The following is a 26,289-nucleotide window of genomic DNA, read 5'->3' as shown; positions in this document are numbered from 1 at the left end:
ATCGTTCGTTGTTAACATTTAAAAATACATGCCCATGTTTATCTAGGTGTTAACTTATCCAACACTTGCGCCTTAGTATTAGTAAATTCAGCGTTTAATGTGACACACTCTTCCGCACTATAGATGTAATATTTAGAGCCATCATTTGATTGATGAATCGTGCCAACAAGGCTCGCCATTCTTAAATTCATTTCACTACTCTTCCAACGATAAAAGGCGATCTCAGCACTTTTTTTCGAAGTAATATAGCATTTAAAGTCCTGTTCGCTGGCAGTAATGCTAGAGTCCGCCCAAACTAAGTTAGGCAATAAAACGACTGCGATAACGAGGTTAATTAATTTCATTTCCAACACTCCGCACTCGGACCTTTTGCCCCAGTATCTGATATTGTTAAAGGAGAGCAAGCAGCATCACGGCTAGCCTGAACGCCCTGAGCAACAGCCTTAATCGTAAAGCTTGACGTCCCGCTTGATGACACAGAGTAGTACTGATGCTCTGTTACATAGGGGTTAGCACCAACTAACTTACTTAAATCAGTTGCATACATACGATTATCTAAGTAATACTGCTCTTGTAAATTTGCAATACGCATTAATGCAGCCAATCCTTCCGACCTAGCACTCAATGCTATGTATTGAGTATAGGACGGGTAAGCAATAGCAGCTAAGATTCCGATAATAACAACCGTTATCATAACTTCAATTAGTGTAAAACCTTTACATTGAACCTTCATAAATTAATAACTCATTCATTTATATGATAATAAATTTTATTCACACCTAAACCAGAGGCTACATTTATCGTTCCACTATATTCACCATCTTTGTTTTTCTCACCCTTACCCACTCCAATAATATAAATGTAAGGATCCTTCCCCGTTTCAGGTGCAGGGATAACAATTTGAGGCGTATCGGGTACTCGCTCACCAAGCTCAAAATACAACTGGGAGAAGGTTCTTGTTCCCTTATGAAGATCAAATACATAGAGCTTCCCAGACCCAGAAACTACACAGACGTTTTCGGCAACAGAATCTGCAGGTGGTGAGTAAGATGTGAAATATACCTTCCCTTGCACAATTAAGGCGGCAGTTAAGCTCTTCTCTCCTAATCCAGAAAAATCATAAAACCAGCCTAGTTTTTTACCAAAGCTAATATTATCAGTCTCCGAAACTGGTGCGCTAGAAGACACATCATAGAGATCATTGATGGTAATCACGCTTGGAATATCACTGCCAGTAAAACTCTTAGTCACCACATTCCTATCCTGCAACGTGAAAAACATGTCATTCACTGCAGTACTAGAAGGATGAGGTCTGGCACCACTGCCTATCACGACGGCATCATAGGGAACATTTTGGTAGGTTTTGGTAGTTGTCGTTCCAGTACCACTAGTAACCTTGACCTCAGCGAGGTTAGTAAACATCGTTTGTGCAACCACGGGCTCGGCATAAAAGCGTCTATTGTCGTTATTGCTTCCTCCTAGCGCTGCAAATTTAAATGCGGTCCAACTACTCTGACTAGCACTGGGCAAATCCATACGCCAAACATTACCACCAACATCAGTTGCATAAATTCGATCTGTGTAACCATCATTATTACTATCAAGTACCGCGACTGAGTTTGGAATGCTATCCTGAATGCCAGAAAGTACTGTTGCACCCGAGGCCGAACCGCCAAAAGAATGAATCAAAGTCCCCTTCTCTGCATCGACAATATACACTGCACGACCAGCCGGCGAAGAAGAAGGAGTGGCATCAAAGCTTGTATCATAGCCACCACCAAAAATGAGTACAGGCTTTTCATAACCGACGATTTTTGTCACTATTGGTTCAGACCATGTTTGTCCGAGATCTGAAAAACCTTCGGTTGAAGGATTAATCGACCACATTAAAGTAGGACTGTCAGGATTTGTCACATTAAGGGCATAATAAGACGAACCTCCTCGACGCATGCCTACATAAACCCATGCTTTAATTACTTTGCCTGTAGCATCCGTCTCAGTGTAAGCGACTGGTGATGAGTCTATTCCATATACTGTATGCACACCTGAAGGATCATTACTCCTTAGTTCTGTTAAATTAGGCAATAATTCATAGGGAATAAATCCCCAAGTTTCTGATACAGACTCTCCCGCATCTTTAAACATATGCAAAACACCTTGATTAGTGCCTAACATAATACGAATATCAGTTGCTGTAGCTGAACCAAAATTAAGAGCTAGCGGCTTAGAGTGAAGTGGATCACCCATAACATCATTACGTTTATCAGTCGTACTACCATCTTTGTTATCGTCATCGACATCTATCCCTTTGAGCCAATCGAATGTATTTGTAAGCTCATCTACACTAGTTCTCATGTAACTAGCTAACGCTGTATCACCACCTGCTGCACTTTGTGCATTAGCAAGCGTTAATGGCGTTAAACTTGATCCCGCCCCTAAATCACTTACAATTTTTCTAACCGATTGTGTCCTTATTTGCGCTGCAACGCCTCCTACCTCAACTTTATTGCCGTCCTTTTGCGCATCACAGTTTGACCATATAGTACAGGCGCCGTCTTTAATATTCCCGTTATCGGCGATAGCGGCATTACCTTTGCTATCAACCAGTGTTCCATCTGCAGTCACTTTTAATTTCTTTAAATTACCACTCCAACGAGGCCCTTTGCCAGGTAAAAACATCGCGTAATAAGCTGCGTCAAATGTTTGAGTTCTATCAAAATTGTTGCTGGCGATACTGGGGGAGGTAAAACTTGAATCAATATTCAAAATATTCGATAAAGCATCATTCAGTGCATTCTGTAGTTCAAGACTGTTCTGAGCCGCAAAATATAAACCGCCACCTCTTTTTGCAGTTTCAGCAAGTAAAGGGGCGGCATCTTCAGCACCTTTACTAAAGCCAATAGTATAAGTACGAACATTTTGCACCTGCTCAGTATTCGAGCTGTCCAGTTTATTGATTAAATCATTATTAAACATATAACTAGCTAAGGCGGGTAAATAACTTGCCGTATCTAAATTTTTAGAAAATGAGGAATAATTACCTTCTTTACTTCCTGAAGCCGTTAAACTAATAACATCATTATTTGCATTTTTATCAACAGTAGGTGTGCCATCAGTGACATAAATAACATAAGCAATATCCGTACATACTTTAAATGGACTTTCGTAGCTACCCCCCTTCTCCACTAAACTATCATAAGGGGGTTTATTTCCTACATACGAGCCATAATCAGTATCACCATGACCATATTTAACTCCCTTTCCCGCAAAGTAACGGTAAGCTTCATACATAGTCTCACATAGTGGTGTATTTGTTTTTGCCAACAAATTATCAATAGTAGTTAGTAAACTCGCACGCGTAGTATCCGTCATCTGAGTAATGCCAGAGACAATTCGCCCACCGTCTCGGTTACCTTCATTTGGATAATTATAGTTAAATACAGCAAGTCCAAAATCCACTGTTGGAGTTGAACTAATAATATTAGAAATCGCTTTCTTCGCAATTTCTAGTCTTGAAACTTTTACTGTTGGTAATTTCCCTGCTTTAGATAATCCGTACCATCTTAGATAATTATCAGTGTACAAGGTAACAGGTTGACCAACGCCAAAATCAGTATTATTTGCAGCGGCTAAAGCATCAGCCCAACTCGTCCCTGGAGATGAAGAAGTAAAATAGGGATAGGCTTTCTTTTTTTTACCAGACCCAGTTGTTAGGCCATTGGCAGGAAATCCATTAGAGTATGATGATGAATTGTTAGGATCTGTTTTTGAAATATCCTGCCAACAATCAACTACACTTATTGCAGTACCGTTAGTTTCAGGCAGTTCTTTCCAAATACCTGTAGTACCACTCACTGTAAACTCTCGAATATAGCCAGTAAAACGTCCAAGCTCTGCTAATGCTACTTTGCTTTGACTACATCCATTTAAACTTGCTTTAAAATAACGCTTGTCCGAACTGGTATCAGGAGTTGGTAATCCCCCACCGCCAACAGTATAGTAAATCAAGGTATCGCTATATCCTGAACCACTAACTGCAGGGTAATCATAGTTAGGATCATAGTCTACAACCTGGGTGATTTCTTCTGTCGACATACTTCCCGAGTTATCAAATATGACAAGTACTTTCGGTCTTGCGCCTGTTCGAGTTGTCGACTCTTTTACATACAATTCAGTATCATCACCAAAGGAGTAAGCCGACACAAAAGTCAGCACAAGTAGTGTAGAACAAGCCAGCTTTTTAATAATCATATCTAACTCCCAGTTAAAACTTCTTGTTCCACACCTGCGACTACAGTGAGCTGACCTAAATCATCCCGACCAAAGGCGGCAGTACTACTAATTTCAATCCGCCGACAACTGATTAAATTACCACTATTCGGCCTTGCACTTCGTTGACAACCGACATCTTTAGCACTAGTGACAACATTACCGGCTCCATCAACTTCGTAAGGAATTGGCGTTAATGTTTGGTTAGAACCAAATTCAGCCACAGATGAAATCTCAGATAATTTGGCCAAGCTAGCGCCTTTATTTGCCTCAATTGCAGCTTCTAAACCGCCATCAGCAATAGATTTAGCTTCTATCCGTTCTGAGCCAGCTCCAGACATACGCATGGACTGGGTTGAATTAACAGCTAAAGCAACACCGATGATCGTCATAAGTAACAATACAATCAGAGCAAAAAATAACACTATTCCCTTTTGCTTTTTCATGTCACCAGCCTTCTAGTTTCTAATTAGTACAGGGTTAGCAAGTACCATAGTCGTCGAGACAATCTTGCGGCGATAATGATCATTCAAATTCTTAATTTCTTTATCGCCTAAAGTGTAAGTTGTTTCATTGCTATAACTTTTATCTTCATCGATAGCACGAACCAATAAAAAAACCCTCAATGCAACAAGCCGTTGAAATAATTCGTTATCCCACATTAATGTTGTTACATTTTCTGCTGGCATAAAACTATCGGCCGTATCATCTCCGTTACTATCAAAACCATAGAGAATACGCATATTCTCAATGCCTTCAACTAACTGCTCTTCGTTGTTCATGCCATTATTTTTAGTTAACGTTTTTCGACGTAAAACAGGTACGGAACCATCATTTTTAATAAAATAGACATGATGTTGATATTCCCAAAAACGAGCATTTTCGAGCACAGGATTAGGCGGATTACCACCTTTAAACAGCACTGCTTCACTCGAGGTTGCTGCCATGTAAAAACGTTCACCATCTGGATTAGTGACCGGTGGCCCTACTAACCTTTTGATTTGAATTACGTCAGTATTCTGATTTACACCAGATAAGCAACTTAACGTATCTCCACTCTTACCTTCTTCGTATCCCCACAGACGTCTAAAATGTGCAGGTTCTGCATTAGGTAAAGTACCGTTATTTACGCCTGCACCAATGCAATCATTTGCAATACCATCCCTCAAGGTCATATTGGTCCCAAGTACAAAATCGGTTCCCGTTATGTCCCCCATGAAACCTAATTGGCTGATATCTCTTTCCATTAGTGATAAAGCAATTCGGCCATTTTCTTGTAATTGATTAAATTGGCTCGTCGTAATGACATTAGAAGAGGACATGCTAAACATGGCAAAAAGCCCAAGAGTGAGAAATAGGCCAATGACCATAGAGACCATTAACTCGACTAATGACATCCCTTTCTGACAGTTTTTTGAATTGGCCATAATAATTAATTAACCTAAATAATCACTGTCGAAAGAATAAAAAGCCGTCTACGTGTACCAATATCTTTTCCGCATTCACTGCCTGAATAACTTGTACCCGCGCCCTCTCTGATCCCTCTCCACGCAACAGCAACTGTCACAGTTGAACCATTTACGCTAATACAAGCCGTTGGCGAATCTAATCCCCCAACATTCTGACTACCCACAACTTCAGCTGCCCCCATAAAACTCTGCTCCCACTGATATAGGTCCCAAGCTTCTGTCTCTTCTGGAGTACATATATTCACGGCTCCAACTGCAACATCACAAACATTACCGGGTTTACCCAGAGAACCTGTGTACTCTCCATCGTAATTGCCCAGTTGTGTTCTATTCAGCTTCATTCGATTAATAATATCGTTTGCATAATAGGAGGCTTGGGTTTGCTGAAATGACTCGAAGCTGCCACGCTTTGCAACGATATGTAGATTAAAAATACCGATTAAGCCAATGACTAAGATCACCAATGCAACAAGCACCTCAATTAATGAGAAACCTCGTTGAAAGTCCTTTTGTGTCAATCGTTCGAATTTAGCCATATTTTTGACAAGCTTTTCAGCCATTTACCCTTTAAAAATCTTAGTCTTACGACAAAAAATTACCAACAGTTAATAATAGATGAGTAAAATGTAAGTAGCCAGTAACAATAGCATATAAGCATTGACATCATTATGCCTTGAATGAATTTGAAGCAATAAAAAAGAGGCTTATCGCCTCTTTTTTATAAATAACTTAACATCACATAGATTTAACGCAGTTCGGCAGGCACTGCAAAGACAGTGTCTTCCTTACGGCCTTCGACTTCAGTCACCACACTAGGGGCGAGTTTCGCAATCGCTTGGACAACTTGTTGAACTAAGACCTCGGGTGCAGAAGCGCCTGCGGTAACAGCAACACGCGAAACATTATCGAACCAGCTTGATTCAACATCGTCAGCAGTGTCCACCAGATAAGACTGGGTTCCGGTCTTCAATGCGAGCTCGCGTAACCGATTAGAGTTAGAGCTGTTTTTTGAACCAACAACAATCAACAAATCCACATCTGCAGACAGATTACGTACCGCATCTTGACGATTCTGTGTTGCATAACAGATATCGTCCTTGCGAGGTCCTTCAATTGAAGGAAACCTTTTTTGCAACGCTGCAATAATGTCTAACGTATCATCGACAGATAAAGTTGTTTGGGTCACGAAGCAGAGATTGTTAGGGTCGCGCACTTCTAGCGCATCCACATCAGCAGGCGATTCAATCAGATATACGCCGCCGTTAGGATTATCGTATTGACCCATAGTCCCCTCGACTTCAGGGTGCCCTTCATGGCCAATCAAGATACATTCAATACCTTTACGGCTTGCACGCGTCACTTGAAGGTGCACTTTAGTGACTAAGGGACAGGTCGCATCAAAAACTCTCAAGCCTCGCGCCTTAGCTTCTTGTCTCACCGCTTGAGAGACACCATGGGCACTGAAGATAACAATGTTGTTATCCGGCACTTGATCTAACTCTTCGACAAAAACCGCACCGCGATCCTTCAGATTCTGCACGACATAGCGATTATGTACGACTTCATGTCGAACATAGATAGGCGGTGAAAACAATTCCAACGCCCGTTCAACAATACTGATAGCACGATCAACACCCGCACAAAAACCACGCGGGTTCGCGAGCATAATATTCAAACTTGGGCTGGTAGGATCGAGTTTCATCTTAAAGTACCTTTACAACGTCCAGTTCAAAAGTGATCTTGTGCCCTGCCAGAGGATGATTCAGATCGACTGTGATGGAATCACCCGCGACATCACGGACAATACCCGGGATTTCACTGCCACCTGGGCCGGCAAAACTGACAATCACGCCGGCTTCTAAACTCATGTCTGCCGGAAAACGGCTTCTGTCTAGATAGTGAATAGCATCAGGATTTGACTCACCAAAGGCATCAATCGCTTCAAGGGTAAAGCTGTGTTTATCACCTTCAGCAAGCGTCGCCAATTGCGCCTCAAATGCAGGACTTAACGTACCGTCGCCCACATTTAATCGAGCTGGTTTACCCGAAGCTTTAGTGCTGTCTGCGGTTGAACCATCAGAAAGCACAATATTCATATGGCATAGTAAAGATCGCGTCACAGTCACTTTTTAACCCCTTCGGCGCTATCTGTTTCAGATTTACCGCTTAAAAATGCATCCCAAATGATCAACACAGCACCAATACAAATCGCCGAATCGGCGATATTGAAAGCTGGATAGTGGCTCTTAGCCCAAAAGAAATCGATAAAATCAACCACAAAACCGTGCATTAATCTGTCGATCAAATTGCCTAGGGCACCACCAATCACTAAGGTGTAAGCCAGATTCAGTTTCAACAACGAAGCGGATTGCTTACGCAACCACACTGTGAGTAGAGTACTGAATCCAACCGCAACAATCGTAAATAACCAACGCTGCCAACCACCGGCGTCACTTAAAAAACTAAAGGCGGCCCCGTAGTTACGTACATAAGTGAAATTAAAGAAAGGCAATAAATTCAGCGATTCATGCAAATCAAAATTGGCTAAGACCCATTGTTTAGATAGCTGATCGGCGAAAAACACCAATATAGCTACCCAATACCAACGTAAGCCACTGTCTTTCCAAGTTAATGGCATACAGATCCTTTACGCAAACAGACGAACTTCGCCGTCACCTTCAATGTTTGTTACGCAGCGAGTACAGAGTGTTGGGTGGGCCTCAATGGTGCCAACCTCTTCTCTGTGATGCCAACAACGCTCACACTTCTCAGCAGTGCTTGAAGCAACCACTAATTTCAGTGACGCCAGCTCAGTTTCAACCGCTTCTGATGTCGCATCCGCTAAAGGCAAGACTTTGGCTTCAGAGGTCAACAACACAAATCTTAGCTCATCGCCGATATGGGTTAATTGTTCAGTCAACGCTGCATCAGCAAACAAGGTCACTTCCGCTTCTAATGAACCACCAATACGTTTATCACGGCGAGCTTGTTCAATCACTTTATTGACTTCGTTACGCACAGTTAACAGTTGCTGCCAATAGTCGTCGCTCAAATCCGTCGCTAAAGTGACTGATTTTAAGCCTTGATACCATTCTTGAGTAAAGACATAAGCATCACGCTCGCCAGGCAATAATTGCCATACTTCGTCAGCAGTGAAGCTTAGAATTGGCGCAATCCAAAGCACCATGGCCTCAGAAATCAAATACAACGCAGATTGACAGCTACGACGCGCATGACCTTCTTGCTTAGCCGTGTATTGGCGATCTTTGATGATGTCCAAATAGAAACTGCCTAACTCAACCGAGCAGAACTGCATCAGTTTTTGAGTCACGATATGGAAGTTATATTGCTCATAGGCTTCAATAATTTCCTGTTGCAACGCAGCAGCGCGGCGCACAACCCAACGGTCTAACGCGACCATATCTTCAACAGCGACTAAATCCTTTGCAGGCTCGAAACCGTTTAAGTTGGCTAATAGGAAACGGGCAGTGTTACGAATACGACGATAGGCATCGGCGCTACGATTTAAGATTTCGTCAGAAACCGTCATCTCACCGCTGTAATCTGTTGCCGCAACCCATAAACGCAGAATGTCGGCGCCTAATTTGTTGGTTACCGTTTGCGGCGCAATCACGTTACCGATAGATTTTGACATCTTGCGGCCTTTACCATCGACGGTAAAACCGTGAGTCAGTACTTGCTTATACGGAGCTTTGCCATTCATTGCGGTTGAAATCATCAAAGATGACATAAACCAGCCGCGATGTTGGTCGCTACCTTCAAGATACAAGTCAACGCCGTGTCCGTGGAATTCAGGACGAGCCGCGACCACTGACGAGAAGGTTGAACCTGAGTCAAACCAAACGTCTAAGGTATCGGTTACTTTGCGGTATTGCTCAGCTTCGTCACCCAATAATTCAGCGGCATCGAGATCCCACCAAGCTTGAATGCCTTGCTGTTCAATACGGCTGGCTACACGTTCCATTAGCGACACGCTATCAGGGTGCAACTCTTCAGTTTCACGATTCACAAACAGCGTGATAGGCACACCCCAAGTACGTTGGCGTGAGATACACCAGTCAGGGCGGTTTTCAACCATTTTTTCGATACGACTTTGGCCCCAATCAGGGATCCATTGAGTCTGTTCGATTTCTTTTAATGCTTGCGTACGCAGGCCATGGTTATCCATAGAGATAAACCACTGCGGCGTCGCACGGAAGATGATCGGTGTTTTGTGGCGCCAGCAATGTGGATAGCTATGACGGTAAGCCACGTGATTCAGCAAGGCGCTCTTTTCTCTCAGTAAAGCAACCACGTTATCGTTGGCTTTAAAGACATGTTGTCCAGCAAAATACTCAGTATCAGGCTTGTATACACCGTTGTCGCCAACAGGATTTGCCACTTCTAAACCATATTTTTGCCCAACCACAAAGTCGTCTTGACCGTGACCAGGGGCAGTATGAACGATACCAGTACCCGCATCCGTCGTAACGTGATCGCCTAAAATTGCCGGAACATCAAAATCTAAGAATGGGTGATTAAAGCGGACAAGCTCAAACGCTGCGCCTTTGGCAGAGCCAAGCACTGTATGGCTTTCCACGTTATAGCGAGTCAGGCAAGATTCAACTAATACTTCAGCTAAAATAAGCGCTTGCGTAACGCCGTCTTTTTCGAATTCAACTAAGCTGTAATCCAGCTCAGGACTCAAAGACAAGGCGCGGTTCGCAGGCAGAGTCCATGGCGTGGTAGTCCAAATCACCATAGAAACAGGATGTGAGTAATCGCTTACCCCAAACTTAGCCGCAACGGCTTTACTATCGGCGGCCACAAATGCTACATCAATAGCAGGTGATGTTTTGTCTTCGTATTCCACTTCAGCTTCAGCTAAGGCAGAACCGCAATCAGTACACCAATGCACTGGCTTAACGCCTTTATGTAAGTGACCACTCTCAATCACTTTCGATAAAGAGCGCACGATATTAGCTTCGGTTGAAAAATCCATCGTCAGGTACGGATTTTGCCAGTCACCCAATACGCCTAAACGGATAAAGTCTTCACGTTGACCGTTAACTTGCTCGGCGGCGTATTTACGGCATTCTTCGCGGAATTCTGCCGCAGAAATTTTTTGACCTGGCTTACCCACTTTTTGCTCAACTTTCAGCTCGATAGGTAAACCGTGGCAATCCCAACCTGGCACATACGGTGCGTCAAAACCAGACATGGTTTTTGACTTAATAATAATGTCCTTGAGGATTTTATTAACTGAGTGACCAATATGAATACTGCCATTCGCATACGGTGGGCCGTCATGCAAAATGAAGGGAGTACGGCCAATTCGGCTATCACGGATCTGCTGATACAAACCGTCTTTTGTCCAGCGCTCTAACATCTCTGGCTCGCGATTTGCCAAATTACCACGCATCGGAAACTCTGTTTCCGGCAAATTCAAAGTAAATTTATAGTCGCTCATTGATCCTATACCGTTAATTAAACTGATAAATTTCAGCCTGCATCATTACCAAATAAAGCTCTGGCTTCATTTGCATCATTTAAAATCTGTTGCTTAAGCGTATCCAATGAGTCAAAAGGTTGCTCATCACGGAGTTTAGCCACCAACTCGACCTCAACATGTTTGCCGTAAATGTCACCTTCAAAATCAAAAAGATGCACCTCAAGCTGACACACTTGACCGTTCACTGTCGGACGGAACCCAATATTGGCTACGCCCTCATAAATATCGCTGTTATCCCAATAACATTTGACCGCAAACACACCGCGTACAGGCACAACATTGCGCTTTAAAGCGATATTGGCTGTGGGAAAACCAATGGTGCGGCCAATTTTTTGCCCATGCGCGACACGACCACTCAAGGTAAAAGGATGACCGAGCAAGCGTCTTGCTTGCTCAAGATTACCCTTAGCCAATTGTTCACGCACGGCGGTTGAGCTCACTCTTTGCGAGCCCAGCATAAAACTTTGGGTGCTGACCACAGTAAAGCCATATTGAATACCTGCCTGCACAAGCATCTCAAAATTGCCTTTACGGCCCTGACCAAAACAAAAATCATCGCCGACCACTAGGTATTTAACACCGAGTTTGCGGACCAACAATTCTTCAATAAAATGCTCAGCAGGTTGATTGGCAAAAGTGCGATTAAAGTTAACACACACTAACCGTTCAACCCCAAGTTCATCGAGCAACATGACTTTATCACGTAATAAACTTAAACGAGCTGGCGCATTGTCGCCGCTAAATAATTCCTGCGGCTGAGGTTCAAACGTCATCAACGTAGATGGCAGCGATAACTGCTTCGCCTTCTGCACTAAGTTCGCAATCACTTGTGCATGACCACGATGGACGCCGTCAAAATTACCTATAGTCAATACACACCCGTGGTGGGATGACAAAATGTTATGTATACCGCGGATTAATTCCATAACTTTAGACAACTGCCAAGCGCAAATCGGCTGATTATATAACAGCTAGCGATGAGAATCAGCAATCAAACTCCCCGTTTAATGGACCAAGGACGAATTCCGAGCAAAAGCAGTCCCAACAAGTAACTGACTGCCCCCGCTAAAATCAAGCCTATCAAGGCTTTTGCACGCTCGAACAAATGCCAATCTAACCAAATTTGTTGCGAAGGTAAAAAGTAATACAAGACTACCACCATCAAGGCGGTAGAGACCACGGCTTTAGCAAAAAACACCATAGTCGGCCTAGAAACGCGATAAACGCCGGCTAAATGCAATCCTCGATAAAGTAAAGTGGCGTTGAGCAATGCTGACATTGAAGTCGCAATCGCCAATCCAACATATCCAAAAGGAATAGCAAACAATAAGTTAAAGCCCATATTGGTGATCATGGCGATAATGCCATAACGCACGGGGGTTTTGGTATCTTGGCGGGAGTAATAACCTGGAGCGAGTACTTTAATCAGCATAAAACTGAGTAAACCGCTACCGTAAGCCATCAAACTATAAGAAGCCATTTCAACATCATGCATCGAAAAAGCACCACGCATGAATAACACCATCAGCATAGGTTTTGCGAGGATTATCAACCCCATCATGGCAGGAAGACCTAGCAGCAAAATAGCTTTAACTCCCCAATCCATCGTCAATCCAAAGCCCGCACCTTCAGCATTGACATGGTTTCGTGACAGCGCAGGCAAAATAACAGTACCAATCGCGATCCCAAACAATCCTAGGGGAAACTCCAATAAACGGTCGGCATAGTAGAGCCAGCTTATCGAGCCCGTCATCAAAAAACTGGCGATAAAGGTATCAAATAACAGGTTAATCTGTGAAACCGATACGCCAAATAGCGCCGGGATCATCAAGGTTCTGATTTTCACCACTCCAGGGTGATGCCAACCCCACGAGGGTTTAACCAGCGCTTTTTCACGCAATAAAAAAGGAATTTGAAATAAGAACTGGATTAATCCGCCACAAAAAACGCCCCAAGCAAGGGTGATTTCGGGTTGAGTCGATGTTGGCGCATAAAATATGGCCGCGGTAATGATCGCCACATTGAGGAATACAGGGGTAAACGCCGAAACCGCAAATCGGCCTCGGGTGTTTAAAATCGATCCAGCCAGTGCGGTAAAGGTGATAAACCACAAATAGGGGAAAGTAATTTTAAGCACAACGGTGGCGAGTTCAAATTTAGCGCCGTCGGGCTCATTGTTAAGCCAAGCGATAAACCAACCACCGCCGAATAAGGCTGATAACACGGGCGAAGCTACCACGCCCACAAGCGTCACAATCGTCACCAACAAACCTAATGTGCCTGCGACTTTACTCAGCAGGTCACGGGTTTCTTCCGCAGTGTGTTTTTCTTGGTACTCAGTTAAAACAGGCACAAAGGCTTGTGCAAATGCTCCTTCTGCAAACAAACGACGTAAAAAGTTAGGAATTTTATTGGCGAAGAAAAACACATCGGCACTTGTCCCGGCCCCCATCAAGTTAGCAACGACGACGTCCCGAACAAGACCTAACACACGGGATATCAATGTCATAGCACTAACAATCAGACCAGATTTTAATAATTTTCTACTCAAACGTCCCCCAGACCCATATCGAATTGATTAGGTGATACATCTCAAAAAATCGATTCAGGCTCTGTCACACTGCGGTAATAGCTGCTAGAATTGCGCCACATATTACACGAGTTGGGTCGAAGATAGCCAAGGCAGGTTGGATTAATTTATCTTTATGATGAATATTCAATCATAGTCATTGACAAAGTGACTAAATGCAGGCATATTCCTCGGCCTTTAAAAGTATCAAATCCAGTTTTTAGGAGTTGCACCTTGGCTAATAGCAAGTCTGCAAAGAAGCGCGCGCTTCAATCTGAAAAGCGTCGTCAGCATAACGCCAGCCGTCGCTCAATGTTACGTACATACGTTAAAAAAGTAATCGCTGCAATTAAAGCAGGCGATCACAAAACAGCAGCAGAAGCTTTTGCTGTTGCACAACCAATCGTTGACCGTATGGCGACTAAAGGTCTTATTCACAAGAATAAAGCCGCTCGTCAAAAGGCACGTTTGAACGCTAAGATCAAAGCAATCGCTGCTTAATCTATAAAATAGCAAATGAAAAAAACCGGCAATTGCCGGTTTTTTTATATCTGAAAAACACTATTAATGACAATAAATGTTGTTCAATAAGTGGATCATCTCCCGAACTTCATCACTCTTGAGTGAATAAAATACCGTTTGCGCTTCTTTGCGTGTGGTTACTAAATTATCTTTGCGTAACCAAGCAAGATGTTGTGATAGTGCCGATTGACTTAAGCCTAATTTTTTATTCATTTCGCCAACGCACATTTCTCCTTCATTCAATAAATAACAAAGAATAAATAAACGGCGTTCGTTCGCAAGTGCCTTTAATAGCACTACGGCATGATCGGCTCGCTCCTGCATTAATTCAATATTCATTACGCACTTTTTCTCCTAAAACTAACCCCTGCGCTAATATAGCGTCGCCTTACGGATATAGTCGGGACATAAAGCACACTTTTTGCTAGATTGTTTTTAAAAATGGGACATGCTTAATAAAAATAAAGGAAATCTAATGAAGCCCTATCAAACTACACTTCTCTCGAGTCTTTTAATCGGGAGTTTAAGTGCGTGCCAAACTCAAGTAGAAACAGCCCCGACAAGTGACGTCATTAAATTACAACAGACAGCATTAGCTTCACAATTAGGTTATGACATAGTCGAATCTCTCACGGTTGAAGTAGGTCCAAGACTAGCTGGAAGCCCAAAAGATATCATCGCCGTTAATTGGGCGATAAATAAACTGACCAGCCTTGGATTTGACCGCGTTTATAAAGAACCAGTACAAGTACCCATTTGGGAACGCGGTGAAGCCAAAGCCAAAATAACCTTCCCTGTCGAGCAGCCGCTGGTCATTACTGCGCTTGGTGGCAGCGTTGCGACACCAGCTAGCGGTTTACAGGCTAAAATCGCACGTTTTGATAGCCTAGAGGCACTACAACAAGCCAAGCCTGAAGACGTACAAGGTAAGATTGCGTTCATTGACCAAAAAACCGAGCGCCACATTACTGGTGAAGGCTATGGCAAAAGTGTTGGCGGCCGCTCAAAAGGTGCCGTCGCAGCAGCGCAAAAAGGCGCAGTTGCTATCGTGATCCGCTCTATTGGCACAGATCATGACCGCATGGCCCATACAGGTGTTATGCGCTACCAAGATGACGTGCCTAAGATCCCTGCGGCAGCCATGTCAAACCCTGATGCCGATTTGGTCGATGCATTACTAAAACGCAATCCTGATGCTCTACTTGAGTTGCAGATGTCACCAAAAAACGCAGGCTTTAATACGTCTTACAATGTCATTGCCGAAGTAACGGGCAGCAGTAAGCCCAATGAAATCGTGCTCATTGGCGCTCATTTAGATTCTTGGGATGAAGGTACGGGGGCGATTGATGATGGGGCGGGTGTCGCGATAGTGACGGCTGCAGCTAAGCACATTCAAGATCTTCCAGTAAAACCCGCTCGTACTGTCAGAGTGGTGCTATATGCCGCTGAAGAAATAGGGCTTGTGGGCGGTAAAGCCTATGCTGAAGCTCATAAATCGGAATTACCACTGCACTACATAGCCGCAGAGTCCGATTTTGGGGCGGGCCGAATTTATCAAATCGATACTAAGGTCAATGAGAGCGCATTTGCAAAGGCAAAGCATGCACTCAGCCCGATGTCATTCAATGGTGTCGCACTCGGCAACAACCAAGCTTCTGGCGGGCCTGACGTGTCTATGCTGCCAGCCCTAGGCGTACCAGTTGCATCATTAAGGCAAGATGGTCACGATTACTTCGATTACCACCACACACCGAATGATACCTTAGATAAGATTGACCCCGCCGCATTGGCTCAAAACGTCGCCGCCTACGCACAATTTGCTTATATCATGGCAAATTCAACCGCGACATTAACACCTTTAGCCACTCAGGCTGAAAAATAGATCGCTGAAAAATAGATAGTTGATAAAAATAATAGAGAGAACAACATAAGCTGTTCTCTCTATCAATTAACATCTTATCGATATTTCGCTATTGCTCTGCACGTAAAAATGTTGGATTTGTCGGTGAACTTTGCTCTTCACTATAGTAATAACCCGCGAGATTAAATGCTTTTAACTCAGCTAACGTATTCACTTTATTGGTGATGATATATCTCGCCATCATGCCCCTAGCACGCTTAGCAAAAAAACTGATCACTTTATATTGACCATTTTTACAATCTTTAAATACGGGTGAAATTAATTGCCCTTGCAGTTTTTTAGGCTTTATCGCTTTGAAATACTCATTAGAAGCAAGATTGACAATAATATCGCTACCACTTTCTGCAAGCGCTTCATTTACCGCTTGCGTTAAGGTATCACCCCAAAATTCATATAGATTTTTACCTTTGGGATTCGAAAGCGCCGTTCCCATTTCTAAACGGTAAGGCATGATTAAATCCAGCGGCCTGAGTAAACCATAAAGACCCGATAGAATGCGCAGCTGCGACTGAGTTTGGGCGATTTCATCCTCAGATAAGGTGTCAGCATCAAAACCTGTGTACACATCCCCTCTAAAGGCAAAAATGGCCTGTTTAGCATTATCTAAACTGAAGTCTGGCTGCCACTGTCCGAAACGCGCCGCATTTAAACCCGCAATTTTATCGCTCACCTTCATCAAAGTCGCGATATCTGAAGGAGTTAATTGCCGACAAACTTGGATCAACTCCTGACTATGAGTTAAGAAATCAGGCTGTGAATACACCTGAATCAGTGGCGGCTGTTCAAAATCTAAGGTCTTCGCCGGCGAAACCAATATCAACATCAAAAACTCCCAACAGAAACAAAAAGACATGTCTATGATACTGAACGAACATAAAAAAACCACGCTTTAACGGCGTGGTCTTTTCGATTACGACAATCAGTAATACTTGTCGTCGATAATTTGGGTTAACTAAGGCTTTTTAACTGGCTTGAGACTGGCATCTTGCCAAATGTCATCATCAAGTTGATCCAACAATTCTGGAAACTTACTGCGGTCAAACTCTGGTGTCTTACCCGCTTTAACCTGCTCGCGATAATCATTGATGACGCGAATGGCCAAACCTGACAACAGTAAGAGCGCAATAATGTTCACTGTCGCCATCAATCCCATAGAAACGTCGGCTAAGTTCCACACTAGACTTATCTTCGCCACGGCACCAAACATTACCATGCCCAATACACACAAACGGAACAAAGGAAGAAATTTGGTACTGTTACCCATTAAAAACATTACGTTTGTTTCAGCGTAAGAGTAATTGGCTATGATGGATGTAAAGCAGAATAAGAAAATCGCCACCGCAATAAACGCACCGCCCCAGTCACCAACATGGGATGACATGGCATTGATGGTTAAACGAATACCATCGTCACTCGAACCCACATCCCCTGATAGCAGGATAATTGCAGCCGTTGCAGTACAGATAACGATAGTATCCGCAAATACCCCCATCATCTGTACAAAACCTTGGGATGCCGGATGGTTCGGATTAGGCGATGCACTAGCCGCGACATTCGCCGCGCTGCCCATACCCGCTTCATTTGAGAAAAGTCCGCGTGCAATACCCGCTTGCATAGCCTGCGCGACGGTATAAGCCACGCCGCCAGCAGCCGCCTCTTGCCAACCAAAAGCACTCTTCACAATTAAGCTAATAATTGCAGGCAGTTGATCTAGATTGAAAATAACGATAATGAAGGCAACGAGAATGTAGGCTAATGCCATGATAGGGACGATAAATTCAGAGACTCGTGCGACTTTACGCAGGCCACCGACAATCACAAATCCACTGGCAATCACCAGTCCAATCCCGACATAAGTAGGATTAAACCCAAATACTCGCTCCATCGCTCCGGTAATGGTATTCGCTTGTACCGCGTTGAATACCAGACCAAAGGCAATGATCAGAAAGACGGCAAACAAAATGCCCATCCAGCGCTGACCCAAGCCTTTTTCCATATAATAGGAAGGACCGCCGCGGAACTGACCGTTATGATCTCGCACTTTGTAAACCTGCGCTAAGGTTGATTCAACCATAGCGGTAGCCATACCTAAGATAGCGATAAGCCACATCCAAAATACCGCACCAGGACCTGCAGCACCAATAGCGACTGCAACACCGGCCATATTACCGGCACCGACACGGGCCGCCATACTGGTACAAAAGACTTGAAATGATGAAAGACCGCTATCGCAACCTTGGCGACTCATAGTCATGACTTTAATGGAATGTTTAAAGTAGGTTAACTGGATAAAGGCAAGTCTTATGGTGAAATAAAGACCAGCTCCTACCAGTCCATATACTAACAACTTACCCCAAAGTAGCGCATTCAAAAAATTAACTATGGTTTCTAACATATTATTTTACTTCTTCCCGTAGCAAATGCTCCTCTAATTGAATGGCAATTAGAGGTACAACATCTGTGGTGAATGAATCCTTCCAAGTTAAAGGTAAGAATTTCGGTAGATTTATTTTTTCAAATTATCCTTCCGTGAATTTACAACATCACGGCTACCGAATTCAACGCAGCAAAATAGCACAGTATTCGAAATTGCTCATGTGATCAAGCTCACGTTTGCACAGTTAAACGCCATCAACATCACACCTCACAACATAAGCTAAGCCACTGTTAAAGCTACATTAACAAAATAGCGAAGTTGCTCCATTATTTTTAACAGTAAAAACAACTTTTAAAATTTGGATGTAGGGCACATTTTTGTAATAAAACTACAAATATAGTATCCACATAGAAACTTCAATCATCTCTTGTTTGTCTTAGTGAGGCTTTATATGACACAAATACATGAAATCAATGCTCTGAAAAAATATGTCAGAGCGACTAACTTTCTTACGACCTCGCAGATTTATCTCAAACAAAACGTCTTACATAAACGTCCACTTGCCCATACTGATATCAAACCACGTTTACTTGGCCACTGGGGTACCTGCCCCGGCATTAACTTTGTTTATGCCAACATTAACCGATTGATAGTGAAACATAATCGCTCGTTCATCTATTTAGTTGGTCCAGGCCATGGTTTCCCAGCAGTACAAGCTAACTTATTCATGGAAGGTTCATTAAGTCATTTCTATCCAGAAACGATCCCCTACAATGAAACCGGTATCGAAGATATTTGTAAGAAGTTTTCCGCCGCTTATGGCTATCCTTCACATGCAAACCCAGAAGCCCCTGGACAAATTCTTGAAGGTGGCGAACTAGGCTACTCACTTTCTGTTGGCTGGGGTGCAGTACTCGATAATCCAGATCTGATCGCCACAGTCTTAATTGGTGACGGTGAAGCAGAAACCGGACCATTAGCCGCATCTTGGTACGCAAACCGTCTAGTCTCTCCTGCGACAAGTGGTGCAGTATTACCGATTGTGCATATCAATGGCTATAAAATTTCAGGCCCTACCCGTATGGGACGCATGAGTCATGAAGAACTGGATCTTGAATTCCGTGGTCTTGGCTACTTCCCAATTATCGTTGATAACGAATTAGAAGAAGATATCTATGTGCAGATGACGAATGCCATGGATACCGCTTATGCCATGATCAATGATATCCAACGTCGTGCCCGTAGCGGCGAAGATGTAGTTAAGCCTAAATGGCCAGTGATTTTAATGCGCACTGCCAAAGGTTGGACCGGTGTAAGTGAGTATAAAGGTAAGAAATTAGAAGGTAACTGCGAATCACACCAAGTGATCGTCAATAAATGTGCCACAGATAAAGGTCATCTGGATGCACTCGACAATTGGCTTGCCAGTTACAACTTCCAAGAACTTTACCAAATGAATGATAAAGGCGAGCTGATTTTTGATGCAGACATTTGCTCATTAATTCCACCTAAGCAACTTGCCTGTGGTCGTCAACATCTCACCTATGGTGGTGAAGTGGTTAGAGCGTTAACGAACCCTGATCTCGAAAAACTCAGCTACGGCCCAGAAGTACCGCGTGGTCACCGTGGTTATTCCATGCTGAAAATGGGTGAATGGATGCGTGATGCATTCAAGTTAAACCGCGATCAACGCAATCTACGTATTTTTAGCCCTGACGAAACCTATTCAAATCAACTACAAGCCGTATTTGAAGAAACCGATCGTGCATGGCAATGGCCAATTGAGAGCTGGGATGAAGACATGTCCCGCGAAGGACGAGTGATTGAGCTCCTTTCTGAAAACTTGCTCTTTGGTATGTTGCACGGCTACACAGTAACAGGCCGCCACGGCATGTTCCCTACGTATGAATCATTCTCACAAGTGATCTCATCGATGGCCGACCAATACTGTAAATACGTCTATGCAAGCCAAGGTGTGCATTTCCGTAAGCCACTGCCTTCATGTAACGTCGTATTATCTTCGCTGCTTGAACGCCAAGACCATAATGGCTACTCGCATCAAAACCCGTCTTTCCTTGGGGCTATGCTAGAGAAGCATCCAAAAATTATCTCTGCTTATTTACCAGCAGATGCTAACAGCACCTTGGTTTATACCGAACGGGCTTACGCCGACCGCGACAAACTCAATATTCTTGTTGCAGGTAAGAAAGAGTTACCACAATGGTTGAGCTTGGAAGAAGCGCGTAAACAAGCAAAAGATGGCGTGATGGTGTGGGATTTCGCCTCTGATGAGAATCCAGATATTGTACTGGCAGGTTGTGGTGATTACGTCACTCAAGAGTGTATGGCTTCATTAGTATTGATCAGAGAACTCCTTCCAAGAGTCAAAATTCGCTTCGTTAGTGTCACCGAATTAAGCAGTGATGGCCTAGGAAGCCGCAAATTTAAAGAAAAACCTTGGTTAATGGACGAAATATTTACCCAAGATAAAGGCGTGGTGTTCAACTACCATGGTTACCCAAATACGATTAAAAAGTTAATATTTGATTACAAAGGCAGCCGTCGCTTCAGAATTAAAGGCTATGAAGAAGAAGGTTCAACAACCACTCCATTCGATATGGGCGTTCGTAACGGCACATCACGTTATCACCTAGTGATTGATATGGCTTACAAACTGTTCCAACAGGGCGTTATTGATGAAACTATGCACGTTTCCATCACCACTGACATGCTGCAAAGACTAGTTGACCACCGCAACTATATTAAAGCGAACGGCGTAGACCCAATAGAAATTGAAAATTGGATATGGACACGTTAATAGTCACACAAAATTAACATAACAGTTCATTTTAAGGGCATTCCTCGGAATGCCTTTTTTACGTTAAAAAGCAAGTTACAGAATGCATGCTCATAAAAAGGAAATTCTTAGCACTAGTAAAATTTAACAAACCAAGTGATAATTAATCGCTGGCTACAATACCAAAGGATCCCCACATTAAGTGCTAGCAATGTTTTGCACACACATAAGCGCAGAACATATTGGTGGAGAATCATAAATAATGGAATTGGAGAACATGATGAATCATAAATTAAAATTTGTACTGCTTGCATCGCTATTACCTTTCACTGTATCAGCGGCTCAAGAGCTGACTCCTTGGTATGTTGGCGCAGGTTTAGGCGTTAACAACTATGAACATATCGCGACCCAGAATGGTCAAGATGACCCATATGCATGGGATGTATTCGCAGGCTATATGTTCAATGATTACTTTGGCGCTGAAATCGGCTTCCGTGATTTAGGTAATGCTGATTGGACTAGTGCAGGTATCAGCAATGATGCAGGCGTTAAAGGTTCAACTTTAGGCTTAGTAGGTATTTGGCCTCTAGCTAATCGTTGGAGCTTATCAGCCGAAGCGGGGGCAATGTATTATTCACTTGAGAACAGCCAAAATAATGGCATTACATCAAGCAAATACAGTACAAACGACTTTGCTCCATACTTAGGTGCAGGTGTTGGTTACAACTTCACTGATAACCTGAAGTTACAAGCTAAATATCGTCGTTATGAAAACCTAAATGACGATTACAACATCGTTGAAGCTGATAGCAACTACTGGGGTCTTGAACTGAGCTACCGTTTCGGTTCTCCAGCAGCTGCAGCACCTGTTGTAGCAGCGGTTATCGCAGCAGCACCTGTTGACTCAGACAACGATGGTGTTTATGACGATAAAGATCAATGTCCAGCTACACCAGTAACGCATAAAGTTGATTCTGTTGGCTGTACAATTTACGAAAACGTAAAAAATAAAGAAGACGTGGGTTCAATCCAGTTTGCTAACGATTCTGCTGTAGTTAAAAAAGTTTTCTACAAAGATATCGAAAGACTCGCTAACTACCTGAACAAAAACCCAGAGTTCACAGTTGAAATCGCTGGCCACGCCTCAAACGTAGGTAAACCAGATTACAACATGGTACTGTCTGACAAACGTGCTGACGCAGTTGCTCAAATTCTTGTTGAGAAATACGGTATCAGCAAAAACCGCGTAACTTCTAACGGTTACGGTGTTACTCAGCCATTGGTTGCTGGTGACTCGAAAGAAGCTTACGCTGCTAACCGTCGTATCGAAGCCATTGTAACGACTACAACTAAACAACCTGTTCTTAAGTAAGATTACTTACTGACGTAAAAAAGTCGCTGCTTGCAGCGACTTTTTGTTTTTATGGGGTATACACTAGGACAAGCGATGCCCTCTACCGCAGCCAAGATGAGAACCTGTATCTCAAGCCAAACCTAAATAGACATAAAATTGTCATTTTTGTAATTTTTTTACATTCAAGGTTGGAAAAGTTGGCAAAATCGCTTCTAATAGTCATCAGTGAATTCCGAGTTAAGACTGCTACCTGAGAAGGATGTTTTTCATGGCCAATACATTAGAGCAACTCAAGTTATATACCACTATCGTCGCTGACACAGGCGACATCGAAGCGATTAAACGCTACCAACCTGAAGATGCGACAACCAATCCATCGCTCATCTTGAAAGCGGCTCAAATTCCTGAATACGAATCCCTCATTGATAACGCTATCGACTGGGCAAAATCACAAAGTGCCAATCTCGCGCAGCAACTTGATGATGCCAGCGACAAGCTCGCCGTTAATATCGGTGTAGAAATACTGAAACTCGTTCCAGGTCGTATCTCTACTGAAGTGGATGCCCGTTTATCATTCGATAAAGAACAATCCATCGCTAAAGCCCATAAGCTGGTTCGCCTCTACAAAGAAGCGGGCGTTGATAAGTCACGCATTCTGATCAAACTCGCTTCAACTTGGGAAGGCATTTGTGCCGCTAAAGAGCTGGAGAAAGAAGGCATCAACTGTAACTTAACCCTACTATTTAGCTTTGCCCAAGCACGTGCTTGTGCCGAAGCGGGTGCTTATCTGATTTCGCCTTTTGTTGGCCGCATTCTTGATTGGTACAAAAAAGATACAGGTAAAGACTACGATGCCGTAAATGACCCAGGTGTTGTTTCTGTTACCGAAATCTATAATTATTACAAACAGCATGGTTTTAATACTGTCGTTATGGGTGCAAGTTTCCGTAATATCGGTGAAATCATCGAGCTAGCAGGCTGCGATCGTCTCACAATTGGCCCTTCTTTGTTAGAAGAACTGGCTAATTCACAAATAGACATTACCCCTAAACTGGTTGCGGCAACCAGCACTGTTGCGGCCGAAGCCCCATTGACAGAAGCGCAATTCCGTTGGGACTTTAACCAAGATCCAATGGCTGTAGATAAGCTTGCGGAAGGTATTCGAAACTTTGCCATAGACCAAGGCAAACTCGAAGTGATGCTCACGGCTAAGCTCGCAAACTAAGCATTCTGGAGACAGTGAGATGACACTCTTGACCCAAAGCTCAACATGGCAAGCTTTATCAGCACACAGTAAAAATGTGCCGCATATGCGGGAATTGTTTGCCACTGACGCGGCACGTTTCAATAAAATGTCGCTATCTGCCTGTGGTTTATTACTGGATTACTCTAAAAACAGAGTAACGGCGGAAACGCTTGATCTGTTATTTGCGTTGGCAAGCAATAGTCAACTTGAAGCAAAAATCAAAGCGATGTTTGCTGGTGAAATCATTAACACCACCGAGAAGCGCGCCGTTCTGCACACAGCGCTGCGAAGCACTGCGGAACAGTCGATTATTGCCGAGGGTCAAGACATCGTTCCTGAAGTTCAACAAACGCTGAATAAAATGCAAGGGTTTGTGAGCTCAGTGACGTCGGGGCAATGGAAAGGTTACACAGGTAAAGCGATAACCGATATCGTCAGTATCGGTATCGGTGGCTCTTTCCTTGGTCCCAAAATTGTCTCTCAGGCGCTGCGCCCGTATTGGAACCCAGAGTTAAAATGTCACTTTGTGGCAAACGTCGACGGTACTTCAATCAGTGAGAAGCTGAAATTACTGGATCCTGAAACGACTCTGTTCATCATGTCGTCCAAGTCTTTTGGAACACAGGAAACCTTAACCAATACCCTCACTGCTAGAGAATGGTTCTTAGCAAAAGGCGGTTTGCAGTCGGATGTAGCAAAACACTTTGTCGCAGTGACGTCAAACGTCGCTAAAGCGACGGATTTTGGTATTGATGCAGACAACATTTTCCCAATGTGGGATTGGGTTGGCGGTCGTTACTCACTCTGGTCAGCGATTGGTTTACCGATAGCACTCTTGATTGGCATGGATAACTTCAGAGCCTTGCTCTCAGGTGCGCACCAAATGGATGAGCATTTCGCCAATGCGCCGCTGACAGAAAATATGCCAGTGATCATGGGCTTATTATCCCTATGGTACGGTAACTTCTTCAATGCTCAGTCCCATGTTGTACTGACATACGATCATTATCTGCGTGGTCTACCCGCTTACTTCCAGCAGCTCGATATGGAAAGTAACGGTAAGTCTGTCACCTTAAACGGGACAGATGTTGACTACAGTACAGGTCCGGTTATTTGGGGCGGCGAAGGTACTAATGGCCAACATGCCTACCACCAGCTGTTGCATCAAGGTACTGCACTGATCCCTGCCGATTTTATTATGCCACTGCAAAGTCATAATCCTATCGGTGAGCACCACGACCAATTAGCGTCAAACTGCTTTGGCCAGACTCAAGCCTTAATGCAAGGCCGTACTTTTGATGAAGCCTTAGCCGAACTCGCTAATAGCGCATTACCTGCGGCTGAAAAGCAGCTGATCGCAAAACATAAAGTGATGCCAGGTAACAAGCCGAGCAACACCTTACTCATGGATAAGCTCACGCCGAGTACCTTAGGTGCTTTGATTGCCCTGTATGAACACAGAACCTTCGTTCAAGGTGCAATTTGGGACATTAACTCCTTCGATCAATGGGGTGTAGAACTCGGTAAGGATCTGGGTAACGATGTGTTAGCACGCATCGGCGCTGGGCAGGATTGTGATGCCTTAGATGCCTCAAGTAACGCATTGATTAACCTTTATCGACAAGGCAAAATCTAATCGAACAAAAAGCCAGCAATTGCTGGCTTTTTAATTTTATCCTTTTATTTTTATTAAACTTTTCGACTCTTCCCCGCTCTCACCCCACACTTAATATCAACGACATATCACTCAAAGTTCATTTCAACTTAACACAATTGAAACATAATTCTTGCACCCTGTTTTAAAAATATGTTATTTAATCGCTGACAAAACATACAACAACAGGAGGTTGCCATGGATCGTTTAGATTATGGTTGTGCGCTAGATGAAGTCGTTGAAAGACCCGATCGTTCGCGAGGCTCCAATAAAAAGCGTAAATGGCGTGAGATCGAAGCGTTGAAAGATAAGCATCGTTTAATCAAAGAACTCCAAGAAATCGATAATAACTTTAACTACGACATTGATGCCATCCAGTTGTAATCACATGTTGAGATGATCTAAACCATCATCTTAAACATGAACAAGAAAGCGCCTTAGGCGCTTTTTTTATTTGTGATATTGAATGTAGCGGGAAATAAGAGGGAATGATATTAAGCGTGTTAAATGAGAAACTCGTTGATTACGGCTGCAAGCGCGAGAACCCTAAACTTCCCATTACGACAATATGGCTAGCGCTAAATGGCTATCGCTAAATG

22 protein-coding genes are annotated in these 26,289 nt (G+C 43.4%); 7 read left to right on the top strand and 15 right to left on the bottom strand.

Going from position 1 to position 26,289, the window contains the following annotated elements; all coding sequences use genetic code 11:
• Positions 1 to 38: 38 nt before the first annotated feature.
• From BM607_RS00195 to murJ, 12 genes are all read right to left on the bottom strand, one after another.
• Entirely contained in the window at positions 39 to 344 is a 306-nt protein-coding gene (locus BM607_RS00195; protein ID WP_071939253.1) for a TapY2 family type IVa secretion system protein, read from the bottom strand.
• Positions 341 to 733, bottom strand: a complete 393-nt coding sequence (locus BM607_RS00190; protein WP_071939254.1) for a type IV pilin protein — start codon at positions 731 to 733, stop codon at positions 341 to 343. The genes BM607_RS00195 and BM607_RS00190 overlap by 4 nt, the downstream gene beginning before the upstream one ends.
• 11 nt (positions 734 to 744) lie before the next feature.
• Complete coding sequence (locus tag BM607_RS00185; RefSeq protein WP_071939255.1) at positions 745 to 4,251, bottom strand: PilC/PilY family type IV pilus protein; 3,507 nt, start codon at positions 4,249 to 4,251, stop codon at positions 745 to 747.
• Positions 4,252 to 4,253: 2 nt separating this feature from the next.
• A complete protein-coding gene (locus tag BM607_RS00180; RefSeq protein WP_012588323.1) occupies positions 4,254 to 4,715 on the bottom strand; it encodes a pilus assembly PilX N-terminal domain-containing protein in 462 nt (153 codons plus the stop codon).
• 12 nt (positions 4,716 to 4,727) lie between these two features.
• Positions 4,728 to 5,696, bottom strand: coding sequence for a PilW family protein (locus BM607_RS00175; protein WP_071939256.1), 969 nt, complete (start codon positions 5,694 to 5,696; stop codon positions 4,728 to 4,730).
• A gap of 14 nt (positions 5,697 to 5,710) precedes the next feature.
• A complete protein-coding gene (pilV, locus tag BM607_RS00170) occupies positions 5,711 to 6,298 on the bottom strand; it encodes a type IV pilus modification protein PilV (RefSeq protein ID WP_071939257.1) in 588 nt (195 codons plus the stop codon).
• Positions 6,299 to 6,483: 185 nt separating this feature from the next.
• Positions 6,484 to 7,413: a 4-hydroxy-3-methylbut-2-enyl diphosphate reductase gene (gene ispH / locus BM607_RS00165; protein WP_170927454.1), complete on the bottom strand. Its 930-nt coding sequence runs from the start codon at positions 7,411 to 7,413 to the stop codon at positions 6,484 to 6,486.
• Between the two features lie 28 nt (positions 7,414 to 7,441).
• Positions 7,442 to 7,864 carry an FKBP-type peptidyl-prolyl cis-trans isomerase gene (fkpB, locus tag BM607_RS00160; RefSeq protein ID WP_006080638.1) on the bottom strand — a complete coding sequence of 141 codons (423 nt, stop codon included), beginning with the start codon at positions 7,862 to 7,864 and terminating at the stop codon, positions 7,442 to 7,444.
• Positions 7,861 to 8,376, bottom strand: a complete 516-nt coding sequence (gene lspA, locus BM607_RS00155; protein WP_071939258.1) for a signal peptidase II — start codon at positions 8,374 to 8,376, stop codon at positions 7,861 to 7,863. Before lspA ends, fkpB begins: the two co-directional genes overlap by 4 nt.
• A 9-nt stretch (positions 8,377 to 8,385) precedes the next feature.
• On the bottom strand, positions 8,386 to 11,208 hold the full coding sequence (gene ileS / locus BM607_RS00150; protein WP_071939259.1) for an isoleucine--tRNA ligase: 2,823 nt from the start codon (positions 11,206 to 11,208) through the stop codon (positions 8,386 to 8,388).
• 32 nt (positions 11,209 to 11,240) lie between these two features.
• Positions 11,241 to 12,176 carry a bifunctional riboflavin kinase/FAD synthetase gene (gene ribF, locus BM607_RS00145; protein WP_071939260.1) on the bottom strand — a complete coding sequence of 312 codons (936 nt, stop codon included), beginning with the start codon at positions 12,174 to 12,176 and terminating at the stop codon, positions 11,241 to 11,243.
• A 65-nt stretch (positions 12,177 to 12,241) separates the two neighbouring features.
• Positions 12,242 to 13,801, bottom strand: coding sequence for a murein biosynthesis integral membrane protein MurJ (murJ, locus tag BM607_RS00140; RefSeq protein WP_063883429.1), 1,560 nt, complete (start codon positions 13,799 to 13,801; stop codon positions 12,242 to 12,244).
• 252 nt (positions 13,802 to 14,053) lie between these two features.
• Here murJ and rpsT point away from each other — a divergent pair, with 252 nt between their 5' ends.
• The gene (rpsT, locus tag BM607_RS00135) at positions 14,054 to 14,320 is read left to right on the top strand and encodes a 30S ribosomal protein S20 (RefSeq protein ID WP_006080633.1); all 267 of its coding nucleotides are present in this window, start codon (positions 14,054 to 14,056) and stop codon (positions 14,318 to 14,320) included.
• A 63-nt stretch (positions 14,321 to 14,383) separates the two neighbouring features.
• Here the strand turns inward: rpsT and BM607_RS00130 are convergent, their stop codons facing one another.
• Positions 14,384 to 14,680 carry a metalloregulator ArsR/SmtB family transcription factor gene (locus tag BM607_RS00130; RefSeq protein ID WP_006084975.1) on the bottom strand — a complete coding sequence of 99 codons (297 nt, stop codon included), beginning with the start codon at positions 14,678 to 14,680 and terminating at the stop codon, positions 14,384 to 14,386.
• Positions 14,681 to 14,816: 136 nt separating this feature from the next.
• Between BM607_RS00130 and BM607_RS00125 the strand changes: the two genes are divergently transcribed.
• Positions 14,817 to 16,223 (top strand): M28 family metallopeptidase, encoded by a 1,407-nt coding sequence (locus BM607_RS00125; RefSeq protein ID WP_071939261.1) that lies wholly within the window; start codon positions 14,817 to 14,819, stop codon positions 16,221 to 16,223.
• A gap of 88 nt (positions 16,224 to 16,311) precedes the next feature.
• Here the strand turns inward: BM607_RS00125 and yaaA are convergent, their stop codons facing one another.
• Both yaaA and BM607_RS00115 read right to left on the bottom strand, forming a co-directional pair.
• Entirely contained in the window at positions 16,312 to 17,085 is a 774-nt protein-coding gene (gene yaaA, locus BM607_RS00120) for a peroxide stress protein YaaA (RefSeq protein ID WP_071939262.1), read from the bottom strand.
• A gap of 129 nt (positions 17,086 to 17,214) precedes the next feature.
• Entirely contained in the window at positions 17,215 to 18,657 is a 1,443-nt protein-coding gene (locus BM607_RS00115; RefSeq protein ID WP_071939263.1) for an alanine/glycine:cation symporter family protein, read from the bottom strand.
• 433 nt (positions 18,658 to 19,090) lie between these two features.
• On the opposite strand from BM607_RS00115, the gene BM607_RS00110 reads away from it, so the two are divergent.
• From BM607_RS00110 to BM607_RS00090, 5 genes are all read left to right on the top strand, one after another.
• Positions 19,091 to 21,457 carry a phosphoketolase family protein gene (locus tag BM607_RS00110; protein ID WP_071939264.1) on the top strand — a complete coding sequence of 789 codons (2,367 nt, stop codon included), beginning with the start codon at positions 19,091 to 19,093 and terminating at the stop codon, positions 21,455 to 21,457.
• 241 nt (positions 21,458 to 21,698) lie between these two features.
• Positions 21,699 to 22,808, top strand: coding sequence for an OmpA family protein (locus BM607_RS00105; protein ID WP_071939265.1), 1,110 nt, complete (start codon positions 21,699 to 21,701; stop codon positions 22,806 to 22,808).
• Positions 22,809 to 23,058: 250 nt separating this feature from the next.
• Positions 23,059 to 24,015 (top strand): transaldolase, encoded by a 957-nt coding sequence (tal, locus tag BM607_RS00100; RefSeq protein WP_071939266.1) that lies wholly within the window; start codon positions 23,059 to 23,061, stop codon positions 24,013 to 24,015.
• Positions 24,016 to 24,034: 19 nt separating this feature from the next.
• The gene (pgi, locus tag BM607_RS00095) at positions 24,035 to 25,672 is read left to right on the top strand and encodes a glucose-6-phosphate isomerase (protein WP_071939267.1); all 1,638 of its coding nucleotides are present in this window, start codon (positions 24,035 to 24,037) and stop codon (positions 25,670 to 25,672) included.
• A 216-nt stretch (positions 25,673 to 25,888) separates the two neighbouring features.
• Complete coding sequence (locus BM607_RS00090) at positions 25,889 to 26,074, top strand: DUF3545 family protein (protein WP_006084967.1); 186 nt, start codon at positions 25,889 to 25,891, stop codon at positions 26,072 to 26,074.
• Positions 26,075 to 26,289: the final 215 nt, after the last annotated feature.

Origin of the sequence: Shewanella sp. SACH, assembly GCF_001887095.2 — a bacterium.
GTDB classification, from domain to species: Bacteria; Pseudomonadota; Gammaproteobacteria; order Enterobacterales; family Shewanellaceae; genus Shewanella; species Shewanella baltica.
This window is presented reverse-complemented; position numbering and strand designations above follow the sequence as displayed.